At 34.6% G+C, this 17,761-nt stretch carries 12 protein-coding genes and 1 tRNA gene; 7 read left to right on the top strand and 6 right to left on the bottom strand.

Annotated features, from left to right (window positions below):
- Positions 1-8: 8 nt before the first annotated feature.
- The 3 genes from CQ022_RS11330 to CQ022_RS11320 all read right to left on the bottom strand — a co-directional run bounded on the left by CQ022_RS11330 (position 9) and on the right by CQ022_RS11320 (position 6,413).
- Positions 9-4,826, bottom strand: coding sequence for a leucine-rich repeat protein (locus tag CQ022_RS11330; RefSeq protein WP_105681488.1), 4,818 nt, complete (start codon positions 4,824-4,826; stop codon positions 9-11).
- A 1-nt stretch (position 4,827) separates the two neighbouring features.
- On the bottom strand, positions 4,828-5,568 hold the full coding sequence (locus tag CQ022_RS11325) for a hypothetical protein (protein ID WP_105681487.1): 741 nt from the start codon (positions 5,566-5,568) through the stop codon (positions 4,828-4,830).
- A gap of 774 nt (positions 5,569-6,342) precedes the next feature.
- A tRNA-Gln gene (locus tag CQ022_RS11320) sits at positions 6,343-6,413 on the bottom strand.
- Between the two features lie 99 nt (positions 6,414-6,512).
- Between CQ022_RS11320 and CQ022_RS11315 the strand changes: the two genes are divergently transcribed.
- From CQ022_RS11315 to CQ022_RS11295, 5 genes are all read left to right on the top strand, one after another.
- Entirely contained in the window at positions 6,513-7,541 is a 1,029-nt protein-coding gene (locus tag CQ022_RS11315; protein ID WP_105681486.1) for an AMP-binding protein, read from the top strand.
- 10 nt (positions 7,542-7,551) lie between these two features.
- Positions 7,552-7,944 carry an alternative ribosome rescue aminoacyl-tRNA hydrolase ArfB gene (arfB, locus tag CQ022_RS11310; RefSeq protein ID WP_105681485.1) on the top strand — a complete coding sequence of 131 codons (393 nt, stop codon included), beginning with the start codon at positions 7,552-7,554 and terminating at the stop codon, positions 7,942-7,944.
- 48 nt (positions 7,945-7,992) lie between these two features.
- Positions 7,993-8,634: a hypothetical protein gene (locus CQ022_RS11305; protein ID WP_105681484.1), complete on the top strand. Its 642-nt coding sequence runs from the start codon at positions 7,993-7,995 to the stop codon at positions 8,632-8,634.
- Between the two features lie 294 nt (positions 8,635-8,928).
- Entirely contained in the window at positions 8,929-9,309 is a 381-nt protein-coding gene (locus tag CQ022_RS11300) for a GreA/GreB family elongation factor (RefSeq protein WP_105681483.1), read from the top strand.
- A 427-nt stretch (positions 9,310-9,736) separates the two neighbouring features.
- Positions 9,737-10,711: a deoxyhypusine synthase family protein gene (locus CQ022_RS11295; protein ID WP_105681482.1), complete on the top strand. Its 975-nt coding sequence runs from the start codon at positions 9,737-9,739 to the stop codon at positions 10,709-10,711.
- A gap of 336 nt (positions 10,712-11,047) precedes the next feature.
- Here the strand turns inward: CQ022_RS11295 and CQ022_RS22965 are convergent, their stop codons facing one another.
- Complete coding sequence (locus CQ022_RS22965; RefSeq protein WP_165791608.1) at positions 11,048-11,194, bottom strand: hypothetical protein; 147 nt, start codon at positions 11,192-11,194, stop codon at positions 11,048-11,050.
- 73 nt (positions 11,195-11,267) lie between these two features.
- On the opposite strand from CQ022_RS22965, the gene CQ022_RS11285 reads away from it, so the two are divergent.
- Positions 11,268-11,564, top strand: a complete 297-nt coding sequence (locus tag CQ022_RS11285; RefSeq protein WP_105681816.1) for an MGMT family protein — start codon at positions 11,268-11,270, stop codon at positions 11,562-11,564.
- Between the two features lie 295 nt (positions 11,565-11,859).
- On the opposite strand, the gene CQ022_RS11280 is transcribed toward CQ022_RS11285, so the two are convergent.
- Together CQ022_RS11280 and htpG are read right to left on the bottom strand one after the other, a co-directional pair.
- The gene (locus tag CQ022_RS11280) at positions 11,860-12,252 is read right to left on the bottom strand and encodes a helix-turn-helix transcriptional regulator (RefSeq protein ID WP_105681480.1); all 393 of its coding nucleotides are present in this window, start codon (positions 12,250-12,252) and stop codon (positions 11,860-11,862) included.
- Between the two features lie 476 nt (positions 12,253-12,728).
- The gene (gene htpG, locus CQ022_RS11275; RefSeq protein ID WP_105681479.1) at positions 12,729-14,621 is read right to left on the bottom strand and encodes a molecular chaperone HtpG; all 1,893 of its coding nucleotides are present in this window, start codon (positions 14,619-14,621) and stop codon (positions 12,729-12,731) included.
- A gap of 152 nt (positions 14,622-14,773) precedes the next feature.
- Between htpG and CQ022_RS11270 the strand changes: the two genes are divergently transcribed.
- The gene (locus CQ022_RS11270) at positions 14,774-17,674 is read left to right on the top strand and encodes an alpha/beta hydrolase family protein (protein ID WP_105681478.1); all 2,901 of its coding nucleotides are present in this window, start codon (positions 14,774-14,776) and stop codon (positions 17,672-17,674) included.
- Positions 17,675-17,761 lie beyond the last annotated feature (87 nt).

Below are 17,761 nucleotides of genomic sequence, written 5' to 3'. Positions count from 1 at the left end.
TTTTATTATTATGTTATCGGATAAATTTTTGCGGCAAAATAGCTCCAGTTGGTTGCCGTTTTATAAGCAGAAACGCTTGCTGCAGGAACATGAATTTCTACTTTATCAATAATAATCCCATCAGAAACGAGATTTGTACCTACCAAAATAGGAGGTGTAGTTGCCAATACTTTTACTACTACTTTTTTAACACTGGTTTGACCACCAGCTGCAATCAGATGCATGCAGCCATTTGCCATATAATTAATAGAAGCGGGAAATATAATAGTTATTTCACTTTCACCCGTTCTTAATCTTAGTCTTAAACCAAATGAATCTATTCTTTCCAGACTTGTACATCCTGTAAGATCAATAAAATTAGTAACATAATCTTCAACATTTGTATTGTTTATATTCGTGGTAAGCATTTCCGGAAATATTCGCGTGATATAAGGGAGATTGTACTTACCAGCTTTGGGATACTTGTAGGTAAACGAATATGCATCGTAAATCTTAACATTTTTAAACAAATTAATGTCTAGGTATTTTCCCATAATTGGGGAAATACCCAATTCTTCAACGTTATCAAAGTTGCCATTTATAACACTTGTTTCGTATAATTGAAAGGCATTTCTCCCTATTTTCTTGATATTGGGTGGAAAAGTTATACTTAGCAATGAGTTGTTGTCAAATGCATGATCTCCAATAGTTTCTACATTTGTAAAAAATCTAAATTCATCAAAACTTCCACCTAAGAATCTTTCTGAATTAATAAAAGGATTAAAACTACTGGCAGGTATATCAGTAACAGATCTTGCCTCTGAAAAGCTTAATTCACCATCACCATTAGTATCATAGGCTTTTAATAATGCAGTTTTTCTTGTTATATCCGAAATCTGAATAAAATTGGTAATGTTTGTATAAGTAAAATGAAAGTCGGGCCAATTAGCTTCCATGAAATCTTTATCTTCTTGATAAATATTAGTAAAAGTCCATTTTCCTTCAACGATAGAATGTGGGGCTGTATTACCTAAATCATCAACTCCTTTAGCATTTATAAGTGGAAAGAAATTTTCGCTAGAAGTACTACTTCCATTTAGATTATTAATTCTCACTCTGCTCAAATTTTTAAGATTTGAAACAATATCATTAACATTAATTAAAGGACAATCCTTAATTACAAGAGTTTTTATAGAACTTGCCGTAAAAGTTAAATTAGAATTTTTAATAAATTTTTGATTATCTAATATTAAAGTATTTGCTGTATTTGGCAAAATTAAGGAAGCAAGCAAACCTCCTTTTGGCAATAATACCGACGATATTCCTGTTCCTGCAGCGTAAATATTTTTAATACTTGTACAAACAGTAAGATCTATTGACTGTTTTAGATTTGGACAATTCGTTACATCCAACTCTTCCAGAATTGTATTATTACCAATAAACAAGTTTCTCAAATTTTGATTTGAATAACCGGAAATTTGACTTCCAATCCGAAGCCTCGACAAATTCGTCGCTTTTGAAACATCTAAAGTACCCAGATACTTTCCTGACAAATCTCCAAGATCTTTAATTGCAGATGCACCATAAATAATGGTTTCTGTATCGTTAAAAGTAATAGCCGGAGCTTGAACTAAAGATGCAACATTTTTTCTAAGCCTCGCACGGTTGATATAGGAACCAAATTTAATTTTAGTGTATCCGTCTTTTTGAGCAGTTAGTAAAAAATTAGCATTGGGAGCAACTACAGGCGTGCCCGAAGGTGTATAAAGTCGCATCGTGATATAATCAGATGAGAAAGTAGACGTGTCATACTTTCCGTCCATATATCTGAATCTGTTTAATAACCAATAATTCCTGTGCGATTTTCTTGAGCCTTGTGCGGTGTATAAGTAACTTCCGTTTCCGGCTACCACCAAAGGATCTATATATTTATATTTCGCATCTTCATTAAAAATACTTTCCGCCCATTTGTCAGATTCTAATGTGTTAAAATAAATATTACACTTATCATAAGTCAGAATTCCTGAAGTTCTCATTTGCTGATACAAAGCCGTAATTTCAGTATCAAAAGCAACTTCAACCAGTTTCCAAAGCTCTGAAAGCGCGCCATTCCAGACAAAACCACTTCCTACTTCGTCGTGAGCTTCCACCCAATAATCATACACATTGTGACCCTCGTTATTAAGACCTAAAACCGTGTCATTATCATAAAATATAAGATACCAACGGTTGTTTCCTTGCGCATCCGGATACATCGCAAACATCTGATTTTTAGCGCGCTGATCAACCATTGCAAAAAACTCAGTGAATACATAATAAAACAGTAAAAATTGAATATTAAAATGATCTTGAGCCTCGGTTTTGAATTTTGCAGGATTATTTTTGCAACTCACAATCCATGTATGTAAGGCTTCAAGATTTGATGTATCTTCATTATCTTCCGGATATCTTCCCTCAAAATCATTCTTCCATACATGCTTACCATTTCCGTCTACACTTTGAAAATCTGTAGCAATAAATAATGTATTATCTGAGGTATTGTTTAAAAACTCCCAGCATTCCTGACCCCCTGTAAAACCCGTTGTTGCTTCATTAGACTTGTCATTATTAAAATTATATTTTCCTAAGAAAATACGCTCCGAATCTGGTGTCGCTCTGTGAAATATAAGCATTGGAAACCCGTCCATTGTAGTACGGATATTAGGATTAACTAATTGTGGTGGAACTAAATAACCCAATTGATTCAAAGAATCTTGTGCAAGCCTCGCCAAACCAATGTTGTGAGAACCAGAAGACTCCATAAAATCAGCTTTAAAAGTAAATGTCTTTTCCGCCAATGAATTATCACGAAGCTTGTATTTTGAAGAATTTATTTCACCATTTTTAAAACCTCCATTAAATTTGATTTTAAAGTTTTTTCGGGGATAATATTGTGATGATGTACCCTGAACATCAATACTCGCATTTACATAAGAAAACGATTTTGTAGGATCTTGAGCATTTTCATACTCTCCAACGATTGTTTTTTTATCGCCTTTATAAGTTGGCAGATCTCCAACAATGGTTAAGCATGGAATTGATTGTAAACATTTATCGTAGGACAAATTTCCGAAGGCATCGTACAATTTATTTCTCTCGTAAATGTTGACTTTTTCAACCAGGTTATCCATGTCAGCAATAAAATTCGACAACATCTGATCGGCGTTTAGATTATTATTATAAACCCTGATATTATATAAATTAATAGTACAATCACTGCTTCCAATGGTAATATTTTGAGGAGCTTGTTGTAAAAAGCTGTCTAATGAATTATACTGATATAATGAAGATATAATTCCATTGATATACACAAATACCAATCTTTGATCTGCAACCTTTGTAACGACTACACTTACACGGATCCTTTCCTCTTCTTTAAAAAATATGGAAGTACCGTCCTGCTCAGAACTGAACGAAAACGAATTTGAGGTAGCAACAAATCCAACATTTCCATTTTTACAAGAAAAAATAGTACTGTCACTGTTTTTTATATCTGAAGTTGAAAATTCAAATTCTAATGTTTTACCACCTGTTTTAAAATCATTTTCAAAAATCTTGAAAGGAATCTCAACCCTTGCATTTCCGCTCACTTTAAGTGCCACAGAACCCTTTGAATCTTGAACCCACCCATTGGTGCTGAAATCAAAATCAGTAAGAGTACATGACAGGTTTTTGTATTTCCACTCGTTTTTGTTAATCTCTGAATTGCTTCTGTTTCGACTGCTTAAAAATAATTCCAGGCCTAACGTTTCGGCTTCAACTTGAATATCAAATGCTGTTACAACTACTGAAGTATTTTTCGTGACAGTGCCACATTTAAAAGTTACAGTGTGCGCACCTGAGTCCATAAATGTATAGGTGAACTTCTGCAAACTTCTATTTACTACCAATTCTGAAACCTTCAATCCGTCGACCAAAATCTCAACATCGCTATAATTTGATGATGGTGAATACACCAGATATTCAATCGAAGCTGGAGCATATTGATTAGCGGCAACATTATTTGCTGAAGAAACCAGAGGTGTTAAATTACCCGCAACAACACTGATGATATCTGTAAATAAGTGATTGCTTTCAATGATCTCTCCTGACAAATCAGCGGTCATATACACCTCTAAAATATGAACTCCGTGAGACTGTGCAGGAATTTCATAAAGAAGCTCTTTGTTATTAATTGAAGTAACTACTGGTGGAAGATCTGATCCATTTAATTTGAAATGAATCGTCTTCTCTACATTCCCGGTTGGAATATATCGAAAAATGATTGGTCCCGAATTAATAGTGGTCTTGTCGTAGGTAGTACTTAAAGCAAGTGCTATTGTTTGAATATCGTATTTTAATTTCCTATTATTTCCATAACTATCGGTGATACTAAGCGTTATTGTATTATCTCCCGCCAAAATATATGACGTGATATCTATCTCATTGACTCCCTGCTTAATGTTTTTATTAAATAGAATCGTATTTCCTTTTAAAATACTCGCAGTTCCTCCGCCAGTCTCACTACCATCAACGCTGTCGATGGATGACCACGAAAAAACTATTTTAACTTCGCTTCCAAATGATTTTACGAATGATGCAGGTATTTCAGATTTTGCGCGGAAAACAATTCCATTGGCTCCTCCGTTTCCTCCACCAGTTCCATATTCACTTTCTGACTTTTCTCCTAAAGCTGAATATGCAATCTGTTTAATGATTTTTCCCTCTTCATTTTTAATGAAGAACATCACGGGATAAATGAAGTTATCTGCAACTTCTTTATCTGATCTTTCATAATTTGTAAAGTAAATTCTTCCTGTATATCTCATTTTAATCTTCTTGTGTTAAATCAATAAAACCATCTGTTCCACCTCCAGGCATATTAACCTCCAGAACAGACCAAACTAAACCGTCATAGGAAATTATTCCGAAATTTTCAATCTTAACTCCTGATGCATTTTCGTAAACTCCATTCCCTGCCCAAAACCATTTTGCTGATCCAGGCTTAACAAAAATATGATCAGTAGGCCTTAAAATCCCTCCAAAGGAAGAATTTGCTCCTGAACCTTTAAGCAATTCTATCTGCTCCCTGTTTTCTTTGATGTAGTCTACGATTTTCTGAAGCTTATCAAGATTATCATCATTCGAAGTTAGTATTTCGTTGATTTTTGTAGTCAGCTCAAGCATTTCATTATCTTTTGCCTGAAGTATATTTACAATTTCCTCGATTTGCTCCTTTGTATAGACATTTCCGGTCTCTTCACCATCGTCTATAGTGGCTGCTAGTTTGATCTTTAATTTTTCTTTCCATTCTTCTACATTTCTAGCAGTAAGATTGGATGCATTAAGTCTTGCGAGCACTAAATTGTGTGCGCTTTCATCTTGCAGATGATTGGTAAAAGTTGTGCTGGATACCGTTTTTTGAAAAGTTTCATTTAAACCCGTTACCTCATCCATCTTGATATTTTCATCTAAATGACGGAAGGAAGAAAAGGTCTGCTGAAACTGATTTTCTGTGGGTATATCCCCCTTTTCAAACCAGCTAAATATTGTTTTTAATGGTACTTTCATTATTATTGGAAATTAGTTTTTATAAAATTGATGATTTGAGGGAAAGGTTGTTCCTGATAGACTTATTGTAGTTAAATAGAATTCTATTTCTCTTGAGTAATTATTGATTTTCGCCCTCTTTTATCGTACTGTCAATTAGTGAATTATCAATATGGTTACAACTTAGAAAACATATATTTCGCAATGTTTTTTTGTAGTTTATTTTAAATCAACTACATTCTTTTACATTTTTTTCTATACTGTTTTCTTGGTATTTTTTTGATTCCAATGATCATTCACATTCTTTAGAGTGCAAATTTCATTGTTTTTTGGTCCTTATAAAAGTTTTTTGACCTCGCTATTCCGTAGTTGCAGTAACACGTATTTTTAACAGAGATAAGACGGTGTGAATTAATAATCAATTCACGATAAATAGACTCGTGGCTATTGTAATCGCAGCTATATATTTTTATTGGGGAGTGATTTGAAATAAGGAACCAGATTTGAATTTGATCATTTTTTTGATAAAGCCACCTATCTTTATCTGGCTCTAAGTTTTTATAATTTAATACTTAGTTGCCATATATGTAATTCAAATCTAAAAGGATCAAATCTATTTAACTTGGATGAACATTCGTCTTAATTCTAATCTGTAAAGAACAGAACATTTTTTCTATTCAGATGAACTCAGCTTTTTGCCGGGGCCACAACTTTTGTGACGGATTCAGTATTTCCCTTTTTTATTTTTCAAAAGAGAACAAAAAACAAAAACCACTCTTAAAAAAGAGTGGTTTGTAGACCCACAGGGATTCGAACCCCGAATGACGGTACCAAAAACCGGAGTGTTACCGTTACACTATAGGTCTGTTTTGTTTTGGTGGTGCAAATTTACAGCTTTTTTCTTTATATACAAGAACTTTTTGATTTTTTTTTTAAATTTACTGTAGAATTTATTTACAGAAAATATGCTGATAGACTTCAATAATCTCAATACTAATAAATTATCATTCGATACGGAATTTGAAAAGAAAGTGAAAATTTTTCTGGAAGAATGGTTTTCAGAAAAAACAAAAGTAAATGTTCAGACTTCAGGTTCTACCGGAGTTCCGAAAATTTTTAAAATTGAGAAAAAGAAAATGATCAATTCCGCAGTAATGACCTGTAATTTTCTGGGATTAAAGGAAGGAGATGCTGCATTACTCTGTCTGCCTGTAGAATACATCTCAGGAAAAATGATGATTGTCCGTTCCATAGAAAGAAAATTAAAATTAAAAATTGCTGAACCCTCTTTAAAACCTGTGGAAAATCTGGATGAAGAAATAGACTTTTGTGCCATGACACCTCTTCAGGTAGAAAACTCTCTGGAAAAGCTTCATCTGATTAAAAACCTGATCATTGGGGGTGCTGCCGTCTCAGAAAGCCTGAAAAGTAAAATCCTGCAAATGAATCTTAGTCCTTCAAATCGTATTTTTGAAACTTATGGAATGTCTGAAACCCTTTCCCATATTGGTTTAAAACAATTGATGCCGGATCAGGAAGACTATTTCACTGTTTTTGAAAATGTGTCTATTTCTTTAGACGACAGAGGTTGCCTGAAGATTTTTGCTCCCAATGTAAATGCTGATGAACTGCAAACTAATGATTTAGTTGATATTAGAAATGAAAAACAGTTTAAATTCCTTGGGAGAATTGACAATGTGATTAACTCAGGAGGAGCAAAAATTTTCCCAGAAACACTGGAGACATTGGTGAAAAAAGAACTTCCGAATGAAGCGGTGTTTATTGGTTTGCCTGATGAAAGTTTGGGTCAGAAACTGATATTGATTATAGAAGGAAATAAATCCGATGAGGTGATAAAAAAAGTGATGGAAATCCCTTTTGATAAAAATTTTCACAAACCAAAAGAAATTATTTTCATCAGTGAAATTCCGAGAACCGCTAACGGGAAAGTAAACAGAATGGAACTGTATAAAAGCATAAACATAAATCTCTAGTCACAAAAAGATGAAAGACTTTTCAAAAGAATTCAGTTTCAAAACTTCCCGCAGCAGTGGTGCAGGAGGACAGAATGTCAACAAAGTGGAAACTGCTGTTACCGTGCTTTGGAAAGTAGATGCATCAGAAGTTTTCAGTGAAGATGAAAAATTACTGATTCATAATATACTTAAAAACAGAATCAATATTGAAGGTTTTTTATTCCTGACGGTTTCCGAAAGCAGAACCCAGCTGATGAATAAAAATAAAGCCATTGAAAAAATAATTGAAATCGTAAACAAAGCACTCATCGTTCCCAAAAAAAGAACGGCAACAAAACCCTCAAAAGCGCAGAAACAAAAAAGGCTGGATGGCAAGAAAAAACTTTCAGATAAAAAAGAAAACAGACGCTTCAGGTTTTAACTTGTTTCTCTCACAGAAAGCCTTATTTTTGCGGAAACTTTTAAAACCATGATCAAAAAATTAATCTTAGTTGGAGTATTCTCAATCTCCATTATGTCTTTCGCTCAGAAATTTTCCATCAGACCTTCCGTTGGGTACGCATGGAGAACTGCAAAAACAATTTCCGGACTTAGTAAAGAAGAAAAAGAATATGTAAAAGATCTGAAAAATGGATTAAACTTTGATATTACAGCCCATTATGAAGTGAAAAATGGTCTTGCATTCGGATTAAAATATTCTAATTACAGTGCATCCAGTGACGGATTTCTGCTTGGTTATGTAAATGGGATGCCCGTGTCTGTTCCTGTAACGACAAAGGATAATATTACATTTTTCGGTTTCTCCGGGCTTATTTCAAATAATCATTTGGCTACAAGACATAAAATATTTGCAGATGTAGCGTTGGGAGTAATGTCTTATACCACAAAAACAGGAGGTGTAAAAGGTACAGGAACTACTTTCGGAGCAGAAGTGGATCTTGGGTATCAGTATCAGGTAAGCAAGAATTTTCTGATTGGCCCAAAGGTAGGTTTAAGTGGTGGAACCCTGAATAAAATGAAGTATAACGGAGTCACTTATAAATTTGATGGTGATCAAAAAGAAGGTTTGCACAGAGTTTCTTTAAGTGCAGCCGCCACATTCCGTTTTTAAGCAGTATCTTTGTTAGAGTTAATAATAATTGATAATGACAGCAACAATTTTTTTATCTGCAGAACGCCGCCGGTCAGGATTGCTGCTGTCTTTACTTTATCTTCACACAGATTCTTTTCTGAAAAGTTCTAAGGACTTCATCATATAAGCCCTGTCAGGATCCAAGACAGGGAATCAATTCGGATTTTATGTACTACTTTTTTGCAGTTTTCTATAGAAGAAGGCTGTTCTACACCTGGATTCTACATTGGATCATCAGGGAATAACTGCATTTAATTTTAAAAATTGAAGAAAATGTCCAATCATATTATTGTAACCACTGGAATTTATGATGCTATAAAAGATACACTCAGAAGGAAAAAAGTGAGCATCGAAGAAGAAAAGAGATTAACGGAAGAACTTAGAAAGGCAAAACAGGTTTTGAGAAGAGATCTTCCTGCTGATATTGTAACCGTTGACAGAAAAGTAACCTTAAAAGACCATACATTAGATTTTGAGCATGAATATATATTTGTGCCTTCTACCAAACAAAAGCTAAAAAAGAATAAACATTCTATACTTTCGGATATTGCCCTGGCAGTCGTTGGATATAAAGTAGGAGATGTGATAGACTGGCCTTTCAGAGACGGAGAAAGGAAAATCGAGATTCTGAAAGTGGAAACCTGGGAAGGATAACCCTTTGTTGAATATTATTAAGTTGATTGTTAATGAAAGCGTGGCTCATTTTGGGCTGCGCTTTTTTATAGTAATGTGTTGGAAAACGCAAGGCTGCAAATTTTTTAAATACAGAGTGTTTTAAGGCACAAGGATTTTATCGAAGATAAAATTTTATACTGTATAATTTATCTCATGTTGATTTTGCAGATCATATAAAAACCTGTGTGATCTGTGAGAAAATGATACTTTCCCTTGCTGAAAATCTTAGATTTTTCTGTACCTTAAATATTCATAAAGCTTTAAAATCCTTTGCGTCCTTGCGTTTTCCAACAACTTATACCTTCCTCATTTAACAAATGATAAAAAAATACTTCTCTATGATACTTTCTTCAAGTGCTTTGACTGCATTCCGTTTTTAAGTTTTATCTTTGCAAAAATTAAAAAAATGAGCAAACCAATTTCTGAATTTATAGAGAAATATTACCTGCACTTCAATGCAGCTGCATTGGTGGATGCATCTAAAGGGTATGTTGCCCATCTTAAAGATGGCGGGAAAATGATGATCACTTTAGCTGGAGCAATGTCTACTGCTGAATTGGGTAAAATTCTTGCAGAAATGATCCGTCAGGGGAAAGTAGATTTTATCTCTTGTACAGGGGCGAATCTTGAAGAAGATTTAATGAACCTTGTGGCACACTCTCACTATGAAAGAGTTCCTCATTACAGAGATTTAACGGCTCAGGATGAGTGGGATCTTTTAGAAAGAGGTTTAAATAGAGTTACTGATACATGTATTCCTGAAGAAGAAGCTTTCAGAAGATTACAAAAACATATCGTGGAGATTTGGAAAGATGCAGAAGCTAAAGGAGAAAGATATTTCCCGCACGAATTCATGTACAAAATGATCCTTTCAGGAGTATTGGAGCAGTACTATGAAATTCCTAGAGAAAATTCTTGGATGATTGCTGCTGCAGAAGCCAACTTACCAATCGTAGTTCCGGGATGGGAAGATTCTACAATGGGGAACATCTTCGCTTCTTACTGTATCAAAGGAGAGCTTACAGCAACTACAATGAAATCAGGAATTGAATATATGACTTATCTTGCGGACTGGTATACTAAAAACTCTGCAGGAAAAGGAGTTGGATTCTTCCAGATTGGTGGAGGTATTGCAGGAGATTTCCCAATTTGTGTAGTTCCAATGTTGTATCAGGATATGGAAATGCATGACATTCCTTTCTGGTCTTATTTCTGCCAGATTTCTGATTCTACAACATCTTACGGTTCCTATTCTGGGGCTGTTCCCAATGAGAAAATTACCTGGGGTAAGCTTGATATCACTACACCGAAGTTTATCGTTGAAAGTGATGCAACAATCTGTGCACCATTAATGTTCTCTTATATCTTAGAAAACGCTTAAGAATAAACATCTCATCAGAGATTACAATATCAGCGCTTCAATTTATTTGGAGCGCTTTTTTTATTACCATAAGTAAGTGTAATTTTGTTGGAAAACGCAAAGGCGCAAAGAGTTCCTAAGTATGTGGATATTTTTAAGGCGCAAGAAAATCAAAGATTTTCAGCAAGGATTCTGTATAGATTTAACAGTCCAAAATTTTATCGAAGATAAAATCCTTGCGCCTTAAAGCCCATAGTATATAAAAAATAGTGTCTTTGCGTTTCCCAAAATTCAAGACCAAAATCTGTGAAAATCTGTGTCATCTGCGGGAAAAACATTCACACAAATCCAGAAAAATCAATCCAAAGAATTCACCAGCACAAAATAACGATACGCCAGAATTCCCTTTTCAATCTTAGTCAGATGATTAGGATCTTTCTTACTCAGCTTCGGAAGAACTTTTTTATTAACGGCATTCAGCAGCCTGAAAAATGATTTTTTCATATCTTTATCTTTTAATGAAACATCATTGAACTTGGTAGAGTTCAAAAATGATGCAAAAAGAGAATATTCAGCTATGGAAGAAATTTTTAAACAACAGGTTTACGAAGTGGCAAGACTTATTCCAAAAGGAAGAGTGTCTACTTATGGAGCCATAGCAAAGGCTGTTGGCTATCCAAATCATTCCAGACATGTAGGAAAAGCAATGGGTGGATGCCCGAAAGATGTACCTGCTCATCGTGTGATTTCCAGCTCAGGAGTATTATCTGTCCCGGAATTTCAGCCTAAACTGGAAGCAGAAGGAATCATTATTGAAAATTTTAGAATAAAAAATTTTAAAAAACTATTCTGGGATCCATTGACTGAATTGTAAATTTCAAAGGATTTAAATCAAAGAATTTTTTAACGCAAAGCTTTTCATTTGTTTTCTTTACTATTTTAAGGGAGCAAAGGAATAATCAATAAAATTGATTTTCTAAGCGAACGCATTACCATACAACTTCATCAACGACAAAGTCGGAGCTCTTTGCCTCCTGAAATAAAACAGTTGAATCATTCATCCTTTGCGTCAGAGAAAAAATACTCCAATTATAATCTGTATCCAAAAAAAAATGTCACTCCATAACTTAATATGAGTGACATCTATATTTTTACAGTTTCAAACTGAATTATTTTTTACCGTTTGGAAGACCTTTCAGTTCATCTTTCAGCCTTTCATTTTCCTCTTTTAATAGAGCAATATAGTTCTGTAGATTTTCAATGATAGCTCCCGGAATATTATCATAATTATTCTGGTTAGTAATAACTCCTGCAGAAGATGATCTGTCATTAAATACGGGATGATCATTATTGATAACTATTGCAGGTTCATCCTCTTCATAAATGTCCTCAAACGGTACATCCAGAAAACGGGCAAGTTTGTCCCATTCATCTTTTACAATTCTTACATCACCGCTTTCTTTTCTGCTATAATTCGATACATCCGTTGCGATGAAGTCAGCTACCTGTTGTTGAGTGTAGCCTTTTTGCTTTCTGATGAGACGTAATTTTTCTTTTTGCATGACCGACATTTTATACAAAAATGGCAAAAAAGCAGAATCTATACAATAGAAAACAGAAAAAATGTAGAGCAAAGCAATGAAAGCGAATAGAAAAGGCAGAAAAGCTTTATAATATTAATCTTATTTGGATTAATCGTGTACGATTTTTAGATTGTTTGAAATCGTTGGGAAAACGCAAAGGCGCAAGGATTTCTATTTTTATACTGTTTGAAGACGCAAGAAAATCAAAGATTTTCCAGCAAGAATAATGGATCATGATTTAGCGGGATACAATTTTATCGGAGATAAAATCCTTGCGCCTTAAAACACAATCCATAAAAAAAAATAGCGTCTTTGCGTTTCCAAAAAAAACTCTCCACAAACATCTGTGGAAATTTAAGATTTTCAAAAACCTTAAATGCCCAGGATCTTTTGTGACTTTTATGGTTTAAAAAGATAAAAAAAGACTGCTTCAAAATGAAACAGTCTCTTGTGTATTATTTTTCAAGTTGCTTATAGCTTCTCTGTATAAAATCTGTCAGGTCTTTTCCTTTCAGTAAATTTTGTGAAAGTTTGGCAAGATCCAGCGCATATTTGATCAGACTTTCTTTCTCCTCAGCATTCTCCGTTTTTAAAATCTGATTAGAAAGTTCACTGTTGGAGTTCACCACAAGATTATACATCTCCGGGAAGCCTCCCATTCCGAACATTCCTCCTCCGCCTGTTGCCTGCATTTCTTTCATTCTTCTCATAAATTCTGGCTGGGTAATAGTGAACGGAGCATCATTACTGTCAAGATCTTCAAGCTGAACCGTAAATTTAGAATCCTGAATAGCCTCTTCTACATTCTTTTTCAAAGATTCTTTTTCAGTTTCGTTCAATTTTGAAATTACCGGCTCGTCTTTTTTGATCAAATTATTAACATGATCAGCATCTACTCTTGCAAATGAAATATTTTCTTTTGAAGTTTCCAGTTTTTGAATCACGTGTGAAATGATAGGAGAGTCCAATAACAGAACTTCATACCCTTTATCTCTCGCAGACTGAATATAGCTGTGCTGTTCATCAGCATTAGTTGCATACAGTACAACCAGTTTATTGTCTTTGTCTGTTTGTATAGGCTTTATTTTCTCTACCAATTCATCCCAAAGGAAGTATTTTCCATCTGTTGTAGGATATAATGTGAATTTGTCTGCTTTTTCAGCAAATTTCTCTTCCGTAACAATTCCGTACTCGATAACGACTTTAATATCATTCCATTTTTGCTCGTAGTCTTCACGGTTTTCGTTGATTAAAGAAGCCATTTTGTCGGCAACTTTTTTCGTGATATAAGATGAAATTTTCTTTACGGCACCATCTGCCTGTAGATAAGAACGCGATACATTCAATGGAATATCCGGAGAATCAATTACTCCTCTCAGAAGCATCAGGAAGTCCGGAACAATTCCTTTTACTTCGTCCGTTACGAATACCTGGTTTTGGTATAATTGAATTTTATCCTTGTCAATATTTAAATTATTGCTCAGTTTCGGGAAGAACAGAACTCCTGTAAGGTTGAAAGGATAATCAACATTCAGGTGGATGTTGAATAATGGCTCCTCAAACTGCATTGGATACAGCTCGTGGTAGAATTTCATATAATCCTCGTTGGTCAGTTCATTGGGAGCAATTGTCCATGCGGGTACCGGATTGTTGATGATATTGTCTACCTCTTCCGTTTCAGCTACAGCATCCTCCGGAGAACCTTCTGGTAAAGGAAGTGTATGTGTTTTTGTTCCGAATTTAATTGGAACAGGCATGAATTTATTATACTTTAATAACAGTTCACGGATCTTTCCTTCTTCTAAAAACTCTACAGAATCTTCAGCGATGTGAAGAATGATTTCTGTTCCTCTGTCAGTTTTATCAGTAGTTTCTTCAAGAGTGAATTCCGGGCTTCCATCGCAGATCCAACGTACTGCAGGTTCATCTTTATAAGATTTTGTAAGGATTTCCACCTTCTCAGCTACCATGAAAGCAGAGTAGAATCCAAGACCAAAATGTCCGATAATCCCTGAATCTTTTGCAGAATCTTTATATTTTTCCAAAAACTCTTCAGCTCCTGAAAACGCAACCTGATTGATGTATTTTTCAACTTCCTCATTGGTCATCCCAATACCTTGATCGATAATGCGTAATGTTTTCTGCTCTTTATCAATTTTAACTTCAAGTTTTGGATTTCCATATTCCACTTTTGCTTCCCCAATGCTTGTTAAATGTTTTAATTTTAAAGTAGCATCAGTCGCATTAGAGATTAATTCTCTCAAGAATATTTCGTGGTCACTGTAAAGAAACTTTTTAATAAGTGGGAAAATGTTTTCCACAGATACATTAATATTTCCTTTAGTCATCATATTTTATATTTTAATTATTCCACATACTTCTCAAAAAAAATACCACCATGAGGAATGTGACAGAATGACATTTTTTTAGCCTGAAATGGGTTCATCATGTGAATTTGTCGAAGAAATATCTTATTTTTAATTCTTAAAATATTTTAAATATGAAGTTGAAATGTACAGTTTTTATTCTGCTCATCATGACCTCCTGGATGTATGCGCAGAAAAAGCCTTTAGACCATTCTGTTTATGACAGCTGGCAAAATATTGGCTCGAGAAAAATCTCAAATGATGGAAAATGGGTTGCTTACTCTGTGGATGCTCAGGAAGGAAATTCTAACCTTTCTTTATATTCCGTTAAAAATAAAACCTCAAAGAAGTTTGCAAGAGCCACAAAAGTGGATTTTACAAATGATTCCAGGTTTGCTGTTTTTCAAATCCGTCCCCAGTATAAAGATATAAAAGCGGTAAAAGATAAAAAGCTTAAAAAAAATAAATTAACGAAAGACAGTCTTGCCATCGTTGATTTTTTTAATGATAAAACGGAGAAAATTCCTAATGTAAAATCTTTTAAAGTTCCTGAAAAAGCAGGTTCTTACGTTGCTTATCTTCTTGAAAATACAAAAGATAAATCTTCGGATGACGCTTCTGATAAAGAAGATGGAGACGAAAATAAGGATGAAGATAAGAATGTAAAGCCATTGCAGCTGGTTGTACGAAATCTTTTGGATGGAAAAAGTACAACCTACGATAATGTAGTACGCTACGAGTTCAGTGAAAATGGGAAGCAGCTTGCTTTTGTGACTAAAAAACCGGAAGAGAAACCTAAAAAAGATAAAAAAGAAGGTAAGGATTCGGAAGATGAAAAATCTGCAGATAAAAAGGACACTGACAAATCCAAACCAAAGAAATATGCACTTCAAACCGTACAGGTAGTGGATCTGCAGAAAGGAACAGTCCATACAATTTCTGAAATGGAAGGTGATTTTTCACAATTGGCTTTTGACGAAGAAGGAAATCAATTGGCTTATGTAGGAACTTCTTCAGCACAGAATGATTTGGTGAAATCATATCAGTTGTATTACTTTAATTTTAAAGGAAACAAAAAAGAAATTGTCACCAATGAAAATACAAACATGAAAAAAGGGTGGGTGATTTCTGAAAATCGTTCGCTTATTTTCAGTAAAAACGGAAAACAACTTTATTTTGGGGTGAGTCCAAAGCCTATCGCAAAAGATACGGCGATGATTGCAAACGACCACGCTGTAGTAGATATCTGGAATTATAGAGATGACTATCTGCAAACGGTACAGTTAAAAGAATTGAAAAATGATCTGAAGAAATCTTACGCTGCAGTAATGCAAACGGAAAAACCGGATTTCTTTAGAAATATTGATGGTGAAGACTTAGATACTTTAAGGTTGGTAAACGAAGGAAATGCTGAATTTGCGCTGGGTATCACCAGTATCAATAACCGTATTTCTTCACAATGGGAAGGATCAATCAAGAAAACCTATTTCCTGATCGATAACAAAACAGGGGAAAGAACAGAAGTCATTAAGAATCTGGATGGATCGGTTGCAGTATCTCCGCTTGGGAATTTTGTAGTGATTTTTGACAGAGAAAAAGGGAAGTGGCTGAGCTACAATGTGAAAACAAAACAAACACTTCCGTTGAATTCAGGATTACCTGTTTCTTTCGTTGATGAAGAATTTGATATGCCGGACTTTCCAAGTTCTTATGGTATTGCATCCTGGACAGATAAAGATGAATCTGTGATTATCAAAGACCGTTATGACCTTTGGGAGTTCTTTCTGAATGGTTCCAAAAAACCGAGAAATATGACCAATGGTTTTGGACGTAAACATAAAATAACATTTGAAACATACGTCTTAGATAAAGATATTAAAAGTTTGAACAGAAAATCGTCAATCTATTTATCTGCATTTGATAATACATCCAAGGCGAACGGAATTTTCAAAACTTCTATTCAGTCGAATTCTGATCCTGTAAAAATTCAGATGGAAAACGTATGGGGGTACAGAAGTCTTCAGAAAGCAAAAAATGCTGAAGAATATATTTTAGTAAAAGAATCTTATACGGATTCTCCAAACATTTTTGCGACATCAGATTTTTCAGAACAGCAAAAACTGAGCAATACAAATCCGCAGCAAAACCTGTATAACTGGGGAACAGATGAATTGGTAAACTGGACGACTCCAAAAGGAAATACTTCCACGGGAATTTTATACAAACCAGAAGATTTCAATCCGAATAAAAAGTATCCTATGATTGTTTATTTCTATGAGAAGCTTTCGGATAACTTAAACCGTTATGTGGCACCAGCTCCGACACCTTCAAGATTAAATATTTCTTATTTTGTGAGCAACGGTTATCTAGTTTTCACTCCTGATATTTCTTATACAGACGGATTTCCAGGAGAATCTGCAATGGAATATATTAATTCCGGAGTTGAAAAGTTGAAGCAAAATTCCTGGGTAGATGCTACTAAAATTGGAATTCAGGGACAAAGCTGGGGAGGTTATCAGGTAGCGTATCTTATTGCTCATACCAATATGTATGCAGCAGCATGGAGTGGTGCTCCTGTTGTTAATATGACTTCAGCATATGGAGGAATCCGATGGACTTCAGGGATGAACAGACAGTTTCAGTATGAGAAATCTCAAAGCAGATTAGGAAAGAATTTATGGGAAGCACCGGATCTTTACATTAAAAATTCACCACTTTTTACGATTGATAAAGTAAAAACTCCAGTGGTTATTATGAGTAATGATAAAGATGGAGCAGTACCTTGGTATCAGGGAATTGAAATGTTTACAGCATTACGCCGTCTCGGAAAACCAGTATGGCTTCTGAATTATAATGGTGATGATCATAACCTTATAAAACGTCAGAACAGAAAAGATATCCAAATTCGGGAACAGCAGTTTTTTGATTATTATCTTAAAGGAGCTAAAGCTCCGGTCTGGATGACGAAAGGTATTCCAGCCACCCAAAAAGGAAAAGATTGGGGATTTGAGCTTACAGATGATAAACCTAATTAATAAAAACCCCGGCGGAGCCTTTGGCTCCGCCGGGGTTTTTATTTCAAAATAAATTCCAGAAAGACAAAGAAGAAACTGACACAATGG

The organism is Chryseobacterium culicis (assembly GCF_002979755.1).
Taxonomy (GTDB): Bacteria; Bacteroidota; Bacteroidia; order Flavobacteriales; family Weeksellaceae; genus Chryseobacterium; species Chryseobacterium culicis_A.
The sequence above is the reverse complement of the archived record's forward strand: the minus strand, read 5'-3'. Positions and strand labels throughout refer to the sequence as shown.